General features: G+C 63.9%; 13 protein-coding genes. 8 read left to right on the forward strand and 5 right to left on the reverse strand.

The features are described from left to right. Positions 1-129: 129 nt before the first annotated feature. Positions 130-1,512: an FAD-containing oxidoreductase gene (locus tag ACEN42_RS07580; RefSeq protein WP_371879609.1), complete on the forward strand. Its 1,383-nt coding sequence runs from the start codon at positions 130-132 to the stop codon at positions 1,510-1,512. A gap of 672 nt (positions 1,513-2,184) precedes the next feature. Here ACEN42_RS07580 and ACEN42_RS07585 read toward each other — a convergent pair. The 3 genes from ACEN42_RS07585 to ACEN42_RS07595 form a co-directional block, all read right to left on the reverse strand. Then, entirely contained in the window at positions 2,185-3,420 is a 1,236-nt protein-coding gene (locus tag ACEN42_RS07585; protein ID WP_187604676.1) for an MFS transporter, read from the reverse strand. A 31-nt stretch (positions 3,421-3,451) separates the two neighbouring features. Then, positions 3,452-4,639: a hypothetical protein gene (locus ACEN42_RS07590; protein WP_371879610.1), complete on the reverse strand. Its 1,188-nt coding sequence runs from the start codon at positions 4,637-4,639 to the stop codon at positions 3,452-3,454. A 146-nt stretch (positions 4,640-4,785) separates the two neighbouring features. Beyond that, positions 4,786-5,292: an ankyrin repeat domain-containing protein gene (locus ACEN42_RS07595; protein WP_371881085.1), complete on the reverse strand. Its 507-nt coding sequence runs from the start codon at positions 5,290-5,292 to the stop codon at positions 4,786-4,788. Between the two features lie 407 nt (positions 5,293-5,699). Between ACEN42_RS07595 and ACEN42_RS07600 the strand changes: the two genes are divergently transcribed. Further along, a complete protein-coding gene (locus ACEN42_RS07600) occupies positions 5,700-6,347 on the forward strand; it encodes a DUF938 domain-containing protein (RefSeq protein WP_371879611.1) in 648 nt (215 codons plus the stop codon). 23 nt (positions 6,348-6,370) lie between these two features. On the opposite strand, the gene ACEN42_RS07605 is transcribed toward ACEN42_RS07600, so the two are convergent. Then, positions 6,371-7,300 (reverse strand): DMT family transporter, encoded by a 930-nt coding sequence (locus ACEN42_RS07605; RefSeq protein WP_371879612.1) that lies wholly within the window; start codon positions 7,298-7,300, stop codon positions 6,371-6,373. A 96-nt stretch (positions 7,301-7,396) separates the two neighbouring features. Between ACEN42_RS07605 and ACEN42_RS07610 the strand changes: the two genes are divergently transcribed. From ACEN42_RS07610 to ACEN42_RS07625, 4 genes are all read left to right on the forward strand, one after another. Next, positions 7,397-8,317, forward strand: a complete 921-nt coding sequence (locus ACEN42_RS07610) for a LysR family transcriptional regulator (protein ID WP_238295308.1) — start codon at positions 7,397-7,399, stop codon at positions 8,315-8,317. 137 nt (positions 8,318-8,454) lie between these two features. Further along, positions 8,455-9,600: a Rieske 2Fe-2S domain-containing protein gene (locus ACEN42_RS07615; protein WP_371879613.1), complete on the forward strand. Its 1,146-nt coding sequence runs from the start codon at positions 8,455-8,457 to the stop codon at positions 9,598-9,600. A gap of 94 nt (positions 9,601-9,694) precedes the next feature. Then, positions 9,695-9,970, forward strand: a complete 276-nt coding sequence (locus tag ACEN42_RS07620; RefSeq protein WP_035507855.1) for a hypothetical protein — start codon at positions 9,695-9,697, stop codon at positions 9,968-9,970. Between the two features lie 566 nt (positions 9,971-10,536). Next, positions 10,537-11,784 carry a porin gene (locus ACEN42_RS07625; protein ID WP_187604683.1) on the forward strand — a complete coding sequence of 416 codons (1,248 nt, stop codon included), beginning with the start codon at positions 10,537-10,539 and terminating at the stop codon, positions 11,782-11,784. 102 nt (positions 11,785-11,886) lie between these two features. Here ACEN42_RS07625 and ACEN42_RS07630 read toward each other — a convergent pair whose 3' ends face one another. Continuing rightward, on the reverse strand, positions 11,887-12,645 hold the full coding sequence (locus ACEN42_RS07630) for an SDR family NAD(P)-dependent oxidoreductase (protein WP_371881086.1): 759 nt from the start codon (positions 12,643-12,645) through the stop codon (positions 11,887-11,889). A 162-nt stretch (positions 12,646-12,807) separates the two neighbouring features. On the opposite strand from ACEN42_RS07630, the gene ACEN42_RS07635 reads away from it, so the two are divergent. Together ACEN42_RS07635 and ACEN42_RS07640 are read left to right on the forward strand one after the other, a co-directional pair. Next, positions 12,808-13,152 carry a hypothetical protein gene (locus ACEN42_RS07635; protein WP_371879614.1) on the forward strand — a complete coding sequence of 115 codons (345 nt, stop codon included), beginning with the start codon at positions 12,808-12,810 and terminating at the stop codon, positions 13,150-13,152. Positions 13,153-13,504: 352 nt separating this feature from the next. After that, entirely contained in the window at positions 13,505-13,714 is a 210-nt protein-coding gene (locus ACEN42_RS07640; protein WP_238295305.1) for a hypothetical protein, read from the forward strand. Positions 13,715-13,797 lie beyond the last annotated feature (83 nt).

The following is a 13,797-nucleotide window of genomic DNA, read 5'->3' on the forward strand; positions in this document are numbered from 1 at the left end:
GCGCCATGCCCGTTTGCGCGGGACACGCCTCGTACAGCGTGTCTGCCGGTTCATCGACTTGCGCGTAAGATGCATTTCGATGGCGGCATCGCGATTCGTCATCTGCTTCATTCGCACGGAGAACCCAGCATGGCACAGCATTTCGATGCAGTGGTCATCGGCACGGGGCAGGGTGGCTCCCCGCTTGCCGTGCGGCTCGCGCAAAGCGGCAAGCGCACGGCCGTGATCGAGCGGCATCTGTTCGGTGGCACTTGCGTGAACGTCGGCTGCACGCCGACCAAGACGTACGTGGCGAGCGCGCGCGCCGCGCATGTCGCGCGAACGGCGGCGCAGTATGGCGTGATGATCGGCGGCGATATCACCATCGACATGGCGCGCGTGAAGGCGCGCAAGGACGAGGTGATCGAAGGCTCGCGCACGGGCATCGAGAAGTGGCTGCGCGGGACGAAGAACGTCACGGTATTCAAAGGACATGCACGCTTCACGGCGCCGCACGCGCTTTCCATCGAGGCGGCCGATGGTTCGACGCAAGACATCGAAGCCGATCTCGTTTTCATCAACACGGGCACACGCGCCGTGGTGCCGAAGGTCGATGGGCTCGAAGGTGTGCCGTATCTGACCAATTCGACGATTCTCGAACTGACCGAAGTGCCCGAGCATCTCGTGATCGTCGGGGCGAGCTATATCGCGCTCGAATTCGGGCAGATGTTCCGGCGCTTCGGCAGCCGCGTAACCTTGCTCGTGCGTGGCGAGCGCATTCTGACGCGTGAAGATAAAGACGTTGCGCGCGCGATGCAGGACGTGCTCGTGCGCGAAGGTGTCGTGTTCCGGTTCGGGGCGCAGATCGGGCGCGTGGAGCCGTTGTCGGGTGGTATGCGCATCGTCTGCGGCGATGAAACCATCGACGCGTCGCATCTGCTCTTCGCGACGGGACGCACGCCGAACACCGACGACCTCGGTCTGGAGCATGCGGGCATCGCGGTGAACAGGCACGGCATGATCGACGTGGACGGGCAGTTGCGCACGCAAGTGGAAGGCGTGTATGCGCTCGGCGATGTCAACGGGCGCGGCGCGTTCACGCATACGTCTTGGAACGACTACGAGATCATCGCTTCGAATCTCCTCGATGGGGAGTCGCGAAGCGTCGATACGCGCATCATGGCTTACGCGGTGTTCGTCGATCCGCCGTTCGCGCGTGTGGGGATGAGCGAGGAAGAGGTGCGCAAGGACGGCCGCGAGGCGCTCCTTGCGACCATGCCGATGTCGCGGGTGGGGCGCGCGAGAGAGCGCGGTGAAACCGATGGTTTTATGAAGGCGCTCGTCGATGCCAGGACGCAAAGGTTCTTAGGTGCGGCGATTTATGGCATCGAAGGGGATGAAGTTATTCATACGTTCATCGATATCATGAATGCGGATGCGCCGTTTATGACTTTGCAGCGGGCTATGCATATTCATCCGACGGTGAGTGAGTTGATTCCTACTTTGCTTGAGGGGTTGAGGCCGTTGGGGTGAGTTTTTTTGTTTTTGCTTTCGCTGGGTCCCGTATTCGTGTCGGTCTATTGGCACTGCCCCTGTGCGGGGCGGCAGTCACTTTCTTTGCTGCTGCAAAGAAAGTAACCAAAGAAAGCAGCTCGTTCAGGCCCGCGGTCACACGCAGGTTGGCCATGCTTGCCATCCCGCGGTGGCCCTCGCCTAAGTGTCGCCCTCGAAGGCCCAATCGGGCTTGGCTCGCGCACGGTCTGACAAGCTAGTGGTGTTAGGGCGCGGGTTCAGCACGAAAGAGCTTCGGCACAGCGCTACGCGCTGCCGTTGGGTATGCTAGGGAAACCATCGAATCACGAATGCAGTGAGATGGAAGCGTCGCAGTGCGCGTGCGCCCGCAAACCCGATTGACCCATCGGCCGCGAAGCAGGCCGGAGCTATTCGGTGCTGAACCAGTCAGTGAAGCGGTGCGAGGTGACAGACCGTGCGCGAGCCAAGCCCGGTTAGGCCTTTGAGGACGACACTTAGGCGAGTGCCACCGCGGGCTGGCAAGTATGGCTAACGTGCGTGTGACCGCGGGCGATGAGAAGCTGCTTTCTTTGGTTACTTTCTTTGCAGCAGCAAAGAAAGTGACCCCCGCCCCGGGGAGGGGCAGTGCTAATAGACCGACACGAAACCGGGATCCGGCGAAAAAAACAACCCCTAAACCGAAGGCTTAACCTCCCCCTCAACCACCCCATGCGCGGTCCGCGTCTCCGGCATCGCAAGCCAGACCATCAGAACCGCGAGCGCCCCCGCACCGGCGAGTCCAAAGAAGCTCATCGCAGTGCCAAAGCGATCAGCAGCAAACCCGGCAGCAGCCGTCGAAAGCGTCGCCCCAACTCCCGCCGCAAGCCCAAAAAACCCGATCGTCAGGTTGTAATGCCCGCGCCCGCCCGCGACATCCGCCGCGATGAGCGGCAGCATCACGCCGAACACCGCCGCGCTGATGCCATCAAGCATCTGCACCGGCACCAGCAGATACGGGCTGCTAACGCCCGCAAACAGAATCGCGCGCACCGGCAACGCGCAGAATCCGAGGATCAGCACCGGCCTGCGGCCCCACTTCTGCGCCTGTCGTCCGACCCACGGCGACAAAGCCGCGACGATGAACTGCGGCACGATGATGCACGCCGCAATCACGAGTTGAACGTTGTCGCCCATGTGCGCGGTCACTTCGCCGGCGGCGAGATTGAGCATCGCCGCGTTCGACAGATGAAACAGCACCACGCACGCCGCAAAAATCAAAAGCCGCCTGTCCTTCAGCAAGTCGCGCAAGGATTCGCGCTCTTCGCCCTCGGGCGTGAGCTTGGGCTTGCCGGGCGGTGCGCGCGGCACGACGGGCGGCGCATCGTAGTGAATCATGCGCAGCGCGAAAATCGCCGGCACCGCGAGTGCAGCGGTCAGGAAAAACACCGAACGCAGCGACAGGTACTCGCCGAACGCGCCCATCAACGCAGCGGTAAGCGCGCTGCCGATCGACGCCCAGCGCGCGTTGCGACCGAGCCGGTCGCCGAGATCGGCGCGCGAGACGAGGGCGAGCGAAATCGCCGCCATCGCCGGGACGAGCATGCAGCTCGCGAAGCCGTGCAGCACTTCGGCGGCGAAGACGGGGACGAACGTCGGGCTCGCGGCGAGCAGGAGCGCGCTCACGATGATCGCGATGATCGCGGAGAGCGCGGCGAACTTCTTGTTGCGCATCGCATCGACGAGCGCGCCTGCCGGCAACTGGCTCGCCATCGCGCTGATCGTGCCGACGGAAAGCATCAGGCCGATCTCGCCCTGCGTCCACTTGTTGGCCGCGAGGTACGAAGCAATGAAAGGGCCGAAGCCGGTCTGCACGTTGGCGACGAAAAAGTTCAGCCAGTCGAGCGCGCGCAGACTGCGTGCAATTACCATGTTGTGAATCGGTTCTCGATCTCGTTATCCGTTATCTGGCCGGGCGCGCGCCCGAAGCCTGTACCTGCGCCGATGCCGCGCCGGGCGCGCCTGTCGCCCCAGCCCCGGCCGCGCCCGACGAAGCCGGTGCCGAAGCCGCGCTCGCCGACGAAGCCGGCGCAGGCACGATGGGCGACACGATCTTGATCGGCTGCTCGGGCGAGTAGGTCGGCGCGGCCTTCATTTGCGCGTCGTTGAAATCCATCTGCAGTTGCCATTGCTTGTTGCGTGAGAGGACATGCAGGTCGCCCCAGTTGGCCGCGACATGCCGCTTGTCGCCCGCGAGCGAGCTGGAAAGATCGAGCACGAGCGCCTGGGGCTGCGCCTGAGCGTCGACGAGCACGTCCACCACGCGCCCGATGCGCGAGCCGTTCTTCTGCGACACCGTCGAATCGACGAGCTGCATGAAATTCGCCGGTGCCTCCGCGACGGGCTGCGGCTTCGGCACCGGATCGGCCGGTTTGCCCTTCGCGGGCGGCGGGGGCGGCACGAAGGTGATCGGCGCGGTCTTCGAATTCGGCGTGAAGCGGAAGGCCGTCCACGGGAAATTGACCTTGCGGTCGCCGACACCGAGGAAGCCCGCGAGATTCACCATCAGGAGCTTCGGCTTCGCAGATCCGTCGATATACATGTCCACCGCGCGGCCGACGACCTTGCCGTCCGGGCGCTGCACCTCGGCATCGAGCAGGCCGTGCAACTGATCGTGCTGCATGATGCGCGTCGAGATGATCTGCGGCGGCGGCGGCGGCTCGGGCGGTTCCGGCGGCGGCGCCACGGCCGGTTCGGGCGGCTTCGGCTTTACGACGCGGCGCTTCGGCTTCGGCGCGGGCGCGGGCTTCACGGAGGACGCCGGTTCGGGCGCCTGCACGGCGGGCAAGGGCTCTTCGGGCTCGCCGGAGCCGGCTTCATCGGGCGCCGGGATATACGAGTGTTCGACGATCGGCGCGGGCACCTGCTTGGGCATCAGCCCGCATCCCGAGAGCGCGAGCGCGGCGGCGATCGAAAGGCTCGCGGCGAGACGCAGCGCGCGCAACGTGCGCGCAATCGCGACGATGAACGCAGCCACGCGCAGCATAAAACCTGCGGCGGCATTGAAGGCGCTGTCCGCCCGACACGCTCGCGCAGGCGCGTGAAGGTCGATCGGCGACGCATCACCCCGATGCGGGATACCGCCTGTCATCGCAAAAGCTCCATGGTTCCGGGTCACCTGCTTGTCTGGTTCGTTGTTGGATCGGTGGTTGTCAGGTCGATTCGACGTGCGCGAGGCGTCGTTCGTTCAGCGGACTGAATTCTGCATGCAAGGAACATTGTGCCGGTCGGATGCCCTCACGCTTCAGGCGGCGGCGTCCGCTCATCCGATGACCTCGCAAGCCGTGCCGCCGTATCGGGCGCGCCCATCTTCTCGGCGGCGTCCCGCGCGGAGAAACCACCCGCGTCACGCGCATCCGGATCGGCGCCGCGCGCGATCAGCAAGTCGACGATCTCCACGCGGTTGAACATCGCCGCGATCATCAACGCGGTGCGTCCGTCGGGCGATGCGCCTTCGACATCCGCGCCGTGTTCGAGCAGCGTTTCGATCACGTCCTTGAAGCCCTTGAACGCGGCGCCCGCGATCGGCGTCTGGCCATTGTCGTTGCGCAGGTTCGCATCGGCCCCGTGCTCGACCAGCACCCGCACCGCGTTCGCGTGGCCATGGTAGCTCGCGAGCATCACGAGGCTGTCGCCCTTGTCGTTGCGCAGATTCGGCGGCAAGCCCTTGTTCAGGAGCGCATCGAGCATCGCCGCATCGCCACGGCGGGCGACATCGAACACCTCGCTCGCGAACGCGATCATGTCGTCGTCGGGGCCGTCGTTCGATTGCTTTGCCGCGTTCCGGTTCTGATCGTGCTCCATGATTCACTCCATTTCGATCGCGCCGCGTGCGCGGGCCTGAGTCTGTCGGGATGCATTTCGGCGCGCATGTCGTGTCGCGCTTGAATTTTGCATGCGCATCGAATGCATTCAATTTGGCATTCGGCATGCAACACGCATGCATGCAAAATGCGAAAGCGGACGCGGGATCAACCGGGAGCATACACAGGTTTGCTTGCAGCCCGCGCTTTTCCGCGGGCCGAGTCAGCAGGAATCGCGCCATGGCAGTGATGTTTCTCGCTTGCGGAGCGTGCTGCTTGACGCTTCTTGGCACGTCCCGTTAGGCTCGATGCGACTTTCACTCTACGCGCACGCATGTGCCATCGAATATGAATCAGGCACCTTCCGGGTCCGACGACACCGCACATTGGGACAACGCCGTGCGCCGCCGCGCGCCCGCCGCCGAACGCAATCGCGATGCGATTCTATCGGTCCTCGCGCGCGTGCTGCCACGCAGCGGCGTCGTGCTGGAGATCGCGAGCGGCACGGGACAGCACGCCGTGCACTGCGCGGCGGCGCTGCCGGGCATCGCCTGGCAACCGAGCGATCCCGATGCCGATGCGCGCGATTCCATCGCTGCCTGGCGCGCTCACGCAGGACTCGCGAACCTGAACACGCCGCTCGCGCTCGACGTACTGAACAACGATTGGGGCATCGGAAACGTGGCGGCCATCGTGTGCATCAACATGATTCACATCGCGCCGTGGGAGGCCGCCGAATCGCTCTTTCGCGGCGCGGGCGCGCGCCTGGCATCGGGAGGCGTGCTGTATCTGTACGGGCCGTATCGGCGCAACGGCGCGCATACCGCGCCGAGCAACGAAGCCTTCGATCAGCAATTGCGCGCACGAGATCCGCGTTGGGGCGTGCGCGACATGGAAGCGGTCGCGGCGCTGGGAGAGAAGGCCGGTTTGACGCTCGTGGAGACGGTCGCGATGCCGGCCAATAACTTCAGTGTGGTGTTCGAGAAGCAGGCGTAAAGCGGTCCGCGTTCACCGTGCGTTCACGCTTCGCCCGGACGCGCCACGAACGCGCCGCGCCAGCGCACGGTCGCCATCAGCGATGCCGCGACGATCATCGCTCCGCCGATCCAGCCCGCCATCGACACATGCTCGCCGAGCCATGCGCTCGCGAAGAGCGCGCCGAATGCGGGCTCGCTGCCCATCAACAGGGACACGCGCGTCGGACTGCTTCGTCCGATCGCGTAGTTTTGCGCGAAGAATGCAAAGAGCGTGCATGCGAACACGAGATACAGCACCGAGCCCCAGAACATGCCGTGGCCGGCGAGCGCGGGCAAGGGCTGCCATTGCGACGGCGCGAACATCAGGGCGATCGCCGCGCTTCCCGATGCGACGACGCCCGCCTGCACCGCTGTCACAGTGAGCGCGGGCAGTGGCGCCGCGCGCATCACGCGCTTGGTCACGCAGACCGACAGCGCACGCAGCACGGCGGCCACGAGGATGAGACCATCGCCGAAATTGAAGTCGAAGGACAACGCGCCATCGCCCGCGAGCAGCCACGCGCCCGCGAACGACACGCCGACCGCAAGCCACTCGGCCGCGCCGGGACGCCGCTTGAGCAGCGCCCATTCGACGAGCGGCGTCAGCACGACACACAAGCTGATGAGAAACGCGGCGTTTGCGGCGCGCGTATGCAAAACACCAAATGTTTCGGCGAGAAAAATCGAGAGCAGCAGCAGGCCGAGAACGAGCACGCCGCGCAACGTCGCCGCGCTCGCGTGCCGCAGATGGCGCAGGTTCACGGCGAGCAGGCAGAACGTGATGCCGAAGCGCAACGCGAGCAGCGCGAGCACCGGGGAGAACGCGAGCGCGGTTTTGACAATGCCGTAACTGCTGCCCCACACCATCGCAACGACGAAGAGCAGCAGGTCGGAAAGAGGAAGCAAGCGTCGGGCGGGGGATTCGATGGTCATGCGGCGTCTCCGTGAGGAATAGCCGTCATTGTCGAATGATGCAGGCGAAGCGATAATCCGGTTCTGACGCACAGCTTTATGGTCGCGAATGCACAAATGAACCCAGCCGATCTGTTCGACCTGATGCCCGATATGGCCGTATTCGCACGCGTCGTCGATGCGGGCAATTTTTCGGTCGCGGCGCGGCAACTGGGCAGCACGCCATCGACGGTCAGCCGCCAGATCAAGCGTCTCGAAGAGGCGCTCGCCACGCGCCTGCTCGAGCGTTCGACCCGCAAGATTCGCGTGACCGAGTCCGGTTATCAGGTGTATCGCCATTGCCGCGACATGGCGGCGGCCGCATCGGGCGCGGTCGATGCAGCCGGGCAGTCGTCGGGCAAGCCGCAGGGGCGCGTCGTGTTGTCAGCGCCCACAGCGTATGCAAAATCCGTAATTCATCCGCTCGTGCCGGCATTTCTCGCGGCGTATCCGGACGTCGATCTGCAACTCGTCTTCACCGATCACGACATCGATCCGCTCGACAGCGAGGTCGATCTCGTCATCCGCGCGACGAATCATCCCCCGCAAGGACTCGCCGCGCGGCCACTCGGGCGCGTGCGCTGGCTGCTGTGCGCAGCGGCGGAATATCTGCGGGAACGCGGCGTGCCGCTGCATCCGCGCGAGCTGGCGCATCACGATTGCATCCATCTCGGCGAAACAGCCGACGACAATCGCTGGCGCTTCACCCGAAGCGGCGAAACGGTGACGGTCGCGGTGCGCGGGCGCTATATCGCCAATCACGCGGGCGCGCGGCTGGAAGCGGCCGAAGGCGGACTCGGCATCGCGACGCTGCCGGAGTTCGCCGCCCGCGATGCGCTCGCGTCGGGCAGCGTGGAGGCCGTGCTCGCGGATTGGGAAACGCAGGCGCGCGCCTATCAGGGTCCTGTGTGGCTGCTTTATCCACCCAATCGCTTTCTGCCGCCGAAGGTGCGCGCGCTCATCGATCATCTGCACGCGCATCTCGGGCAGGCGACATGACGTGCGCGCGTGGGCATCGCCCGGCTATTCGGCACGCGCCGAAATGATCGACGCCGTGTAGACTGCGAATGGTCGTTCATTGCGCCGCGTGTGGATGCGGCGCTCAATCCGATCTCCTTTCAACGGAGGCGTCGTACATGCACGCAGCGTTACCGCAGGGCGAGCAGGAAGCCGGTTCCGTCGATACCCCGACGAGGCCGCCGCGCGATCTGCGCCGGGTCGACATTCATCCCGATCATTGGTATCCGCTCGCGTGGTCGCGCGAGGTGAAGGCCGGCCATACGCTCGCCGTGCGCTTCGCTGGCGATCCGATCGTGCTCGTGCGTACCGCGTCGGGCAATGTGTTCGCGCTCGAGGACCGCTGCGCGCATCGGCAAGTGCCCTTGTCCGCGGGCGTCGTCGATGGCGAATCGATCCGCTGCTGCTATCACGGCTGGACCTACGACTGCACCGGCCGCTGCACCGATATCCCCTATCTCGGCCGCGAGCGTCTGCCCAACGGTGTGCGCGGATATCCGTGCCGCGAAGCAGGCGGGCTCGTCTTCGTGTTCACCGGCGACCCCGCGCGCGCCGAAGCCGCGAAGTTCCCCGAGCTCGGCTCCGCCTCGGATCGCGCCTACAAGACGCGCCGCTTCGGCCGCGAGGTGAAGTGCCACTATTCCTTCATGCACGAAAACCTGATGGACATGAACCATCAGTTTCTGCATCGGCGACAGATGGGCAGCATGCGCGCGCGTTCGCTCGGCAGACGGCGCGGCGACGACTGGGTCGAAGTCGACTACATCTTCGCGCGCGAGGCGGGCAAGCAGCCGATCGGCGAGGCGCTCGTTTTCGGGGAAAAGCGCGGCGCGAAGCCCGACGATAGCGATAAGGACGTGATGACGATCCGCACCGACTATCCGTATCAGACGCTCAAGATCCGCACGAAGGACGACACCATGGTGATGGATCTGTGGATCGCCTATGTGCCGCTCGACGCCGAGCAGCGCACGAACCGCACGTTTGGTCTCTTGTCGATCCGCCGCCCGAAGATTCCCGGTTTGCTCGATGCCGCCTGGCCGCTGCTCGTGTGGTTTACCGAGCGCATCTTCAAGGAGGATCGGTGGATCGTCGAGCGCGAGCAGGAGGCGCATGACCGGCAGGGCGCGGACCACAATCACGAGGTGTTTCCGGTGATCATCGAACTGCGCGCGCTTCTGACGGAGTGCGGCGTGCCGCATGGCGCGGGCAGAAGCACGGGCGATACGCGCCGCGTGCACTTTATCCAGCCGATCCAGGAATAGCCCGTATCCTGAGATGTGCGGCGTTGCGCCGATTGCACGCCGCCCGCGGTGGCGCTATACAGAAGACAGAGACCACACACGGAGGACCATCATCATGAACAGCGACCCGACCAAGCCGCGCGATGACGACGCATCGGGTATCGGAGACGCGCATCCCGAAGTCGAGCATTTCGACGCGGCCATTTCGCACGTCGACGAATCCTACGCTGCGGGCAAGATGGCGGCCGGCGCGGCGAAGGGCATTCTGTACAGCATCATCGAGACGCTCGGCACGCTCGTCGGCGATCCGGACCTGCCATCGCACGCGCGCTCGGGCTATGAAGGGTTGCTCGAAACGGCGCGCGAACTGCGCTCAAAGATCGAGCACTGACCGTCGATCGGGCGGACCAAGCTTGCACCGCGTTCGCCTGATGTTCATTTTCACGTCGGGGCATCGTCGGGTAGCCTTCAGAAAATTCTCGATGCGCCGGCGCTCCTTGTCGCCTGAATAACGCGCGTAAGCGAGTCAGCGGTTCTCGGGCCATCTGCTTCGGCCATCCTTCCTCCCATTTCAAAAGGCATCGCCGGATTTTGCGGCGCAGCAACCTCGCGAGCCGCACGCACCGGGCCACGCGTCGCTTTCTCACGAACGGACGATCGTTTTTAAACATCCGGCACGTCATTGAACGGTCGCATTGAAGCCGTCGGCACGCCACGTTTCCGTCAGTCTGTTGTCAGTTTCGCGCCCGGTTGCCTAATATCTGCAAGCCAGAAAATACTGGTTAACCAGACAGTGAAAAAAAACGACACCCCAGTGCGTCTTTCTTTCCCATTCGGTCTGTAAGCCATACACTTGCCAGCGATAAAAGTTACGAGTTGAAACATAACGAAGTCGCGAACGCGGCACCGGTTCCAGCACTCGCACGCAAGTCATTGCCCACCGCTTGAGGAGAAAAAATGAAGGGTTTCACGTTGACCAAGGCCGCAGTCGTCGCAGCCACGGCGTTTGCAGCCGCCGCGCCGGCATTCGCGCAAAGCAGCGTCACGCTGTACGGTATCGTCGACGATTCGATCGTCTACCAAAGCAGCCAGACGAATCTGGCCAAGACGAACCCGGGCCGCTCGAACGTCAAGATGGCGTCGGGCATCTGGGCGGGCAGCCGGTTCGGCTTGAAGGGCGCGGAAGATCTGGGCGGCGGCAACAAGGCCATCTTCCAGTTGGAATCGGGCTTCGACATCAACAGCGGGCAACAGCAGTTCACCAACGCGATGTTCGGCCGCCAGGCTTGGGTCGGTCTGACGAATCCGGGCTACGGTACCTTCACGTTGGGTCGCCAGTACACCTCGTACTACACGCTGCTTTCTCCGTATAGCCCGACGAACTGGCTGACCGGCTACTTCGGCGCGCACCCGGGCGATCTGGACGGTTTGGACACGATCTACCGTGCGAACAACTCGGTCGTGTACACGTCGCCGAAGTTCTACGGCGTGACGGTGAGCGGTTCGTACTCGTTCGCGGGCGTGCCCGACAGCGTGTACCAAGGCTCGACGTGGTCGGCTGCGATCCAGTATCAGCAAGGTCCGATCGGTGGTGCGGTGGCGTTCTCGCGCATCAACAACGCGGCCAACGGCGGCGGCGTCTACAGCAGCAACTCGACGACGATCAACAGCACGGCAGCGACCGATGGCTCGGGCCAACCGGGCGTGTCGGCGGTGACGGCTGGCTACCAGCGCGCACAGGCTCAGCAGCGCTTCGCGGTTGCGGGCGGCTACCAGTTCAACAGCGCGTGGGATATCTCGGTCACGTACACGAACGTTCAGTACATTCCTGGCGTGAACTCGCGCTTCACCGACCAAGCCGTGTTCAACACGGCCGGCACGGTGCTGCACTGGAAGGCGACGCCGGCATGGGACTTCGCGGCGGGCTACAGCTACACGTGGGCGAGCAAGGCGAACGGCATCAACGACGCAGCGTCGTACCACCAGTTCAACTTGTCCCAGTACTACTCGCTCTCGAAGCGCACGGGCCTGTACGCACTGGAAGCATTCCAGCGCGCGAACGGCAACACGCTGGCTGTTCCGTCGAACACGTCTACGAATAGCCAGACCGCAGCGAACGCGACCATCGGCGATGGCTTCCAAAGCGCACCGTCGGCATCGCGCAGCATGTTCGCAGCAGGCGTGGGCATCATCCACCGCTTCTAAGCGACGTTTCACTGCGTGATGCATTAGGCATTACGCATGTTGTATGCAAAACCCGGACGCCTTGTGCGTCCGGGTTTTTTTACGTGCGGCGCAATGGTTGCGTCAGATGAACATTCCCCCGGACACTTCGACGCGCTGCGCCGTCATCCAGCGATTGCCATCCGAGAGCATCGCCACGATCGCGCCGCCGATATCGTCCGGCAAGCCGACGCGCCCGAGCGCCGTGTTGTCCGCGACGAACTGATTGGTGTCGTGATCGTCACGTACGACGCCGCCGCCGAAGTCCGTCTCGATTGCCCCCGGCGCGATGGTGTTCACAGTGATGCCGTGCGGCCCGAGTTCCTTCGCGAGATAGCGCGTGAGCACCTCGATTCCGCCTTTCATCGCGGCATACGCCGCAAAGCCCGGTAACGCGAAACGCGTGAGTCCGCTCGACACGTTCAGGATCGCGCCTTCCTCGTGGAGATAGGGCAGAAGCGTCTGCGTCAGAAAGAACGGTCCCTTCAGCTGGATGTTGACGAGTTCGTCGAATTGCGCGGGCGTTGTTTCGGCAAAGAGCGCATGAATGCCGATGCCCGCGTTATTCACGAGAAAGTCGAAGTTCTCACGCTCGAACTTGTCTTCGAGCGTCTTGCAGAGCGCGTCCCCGAAGGCGGCGAACGTTTCGCAGCGGGCGACGTCGAGTTCCAGCACGGCCGCCTTGCCGCCGGCTTTCGCGATTTCGTCGACGAGCGATCGCGCGGCATCCGCATTGCGGTTGTAAGTGCCGATCACGCCGCAGCCGTGCTGCGCGAGTTGCAATGCGGCGTTGCGTCCGAGTCCGCGGCTCGCGCCGGTGATGACCGCGATCTTGCCGCTCATGGTTCCGTTCACGGTGACTGCTCCTTTGATTGCGTGCCCGATGGTTCAATGTAGGACGGCGCGGCGCACGCAGAAAGGCGCGTCGATGCTGCAATGCAAAGACGGCGGGCTCGGCCCTTGCTGCATCGATTCGATCGATACACGGACCGGGAGAATCGCATCATGGTCAATCGTGGAATGAAGGAAGGCAATCCCGAGCCGCCCGCGAGCTTCGAACGGCCGTTCAGGCTTTACGCGGTGGAGCAGCGCGTGCTTGCGCAAAACGTCGATGGCAAGGTGATCGACATCGGCGCGATGGATTCCAGGAATGGACAGTTTTGCGCGTGCATGGATTCGGGCGATATCGCCACGGAGCCGAAGCGCAGCGCGGAACTCGCGTTGAAGGCGCTCGCCGGCAAGCTCTCGTTCGATTATCTCGATGGTCTTTTCACGAGCGAGCGCGAAGCGGAGGTGAGTGGGCGGCTACAGGATTATCCGAGCGTCGAGTTCGAGCTCGACGAGAGTTAGCTCGCGACGAGACGTTCTATGTCGGCCTAGCCTCGTCATCTTCGTCGGGCGGATCGGCGTGGCGCGCACACGAGCAATCGGCATCCAACTTGATAGTCAATTCGGAATACTGAATTAATTTGGATCGATCGATGAATGCATGTCGAGAAGCCGTGCGCTGACGCGTTTCGAACTGGATCACGTCGATTGTTTTATTCGCGCGTGCCCGCCACGCGCGGCTGCATTTTGCGTACGGCGTGCAAAAAACGGCCGAACGCGCCGCGAGCGCACGCCGCGCAGCTTTCACGCCGATGTGCGATGCTAGTCGGGCGGCGGCAATCGGGGCATGCCGCATTCAATCGCGGGGTGAATCATGAAAAGAACGCCTTTCGCCACAGTCATCGTCCTTGCGGCAGCGACGCTTGCCGCACCTGCTTTCGCACGCGACGACGGTCCGCGCTTCGCGCAGGACCGGCTCGATGAGCTCGTCGCTCAGCACAAGGAAGCGAACCGTCACATCGCCCAGGGGCCCTCGCAGGAAACGCACGCTCAGTCGAAAGCGCAGCAGCACGGCGCGTCGTAGGCTGATCGTGCTTGCGGCCTGACGAAGCCCGTCGGGTCGCGACGCTGTCGATAAACCGGCGTGCAACGCGCCGGATGCGATCG

The sequence above is a fragment of the Caballeronia sp. S22 genome (assembly GCF_964261745.1).
Taxonomy (GTDB): Bacteria; Pseudomonadota; Gammaproteobacteria; order Burkholderiales; family Burkholderiaceae; genus Caballeronia; species Caballeronia jiangsuensis.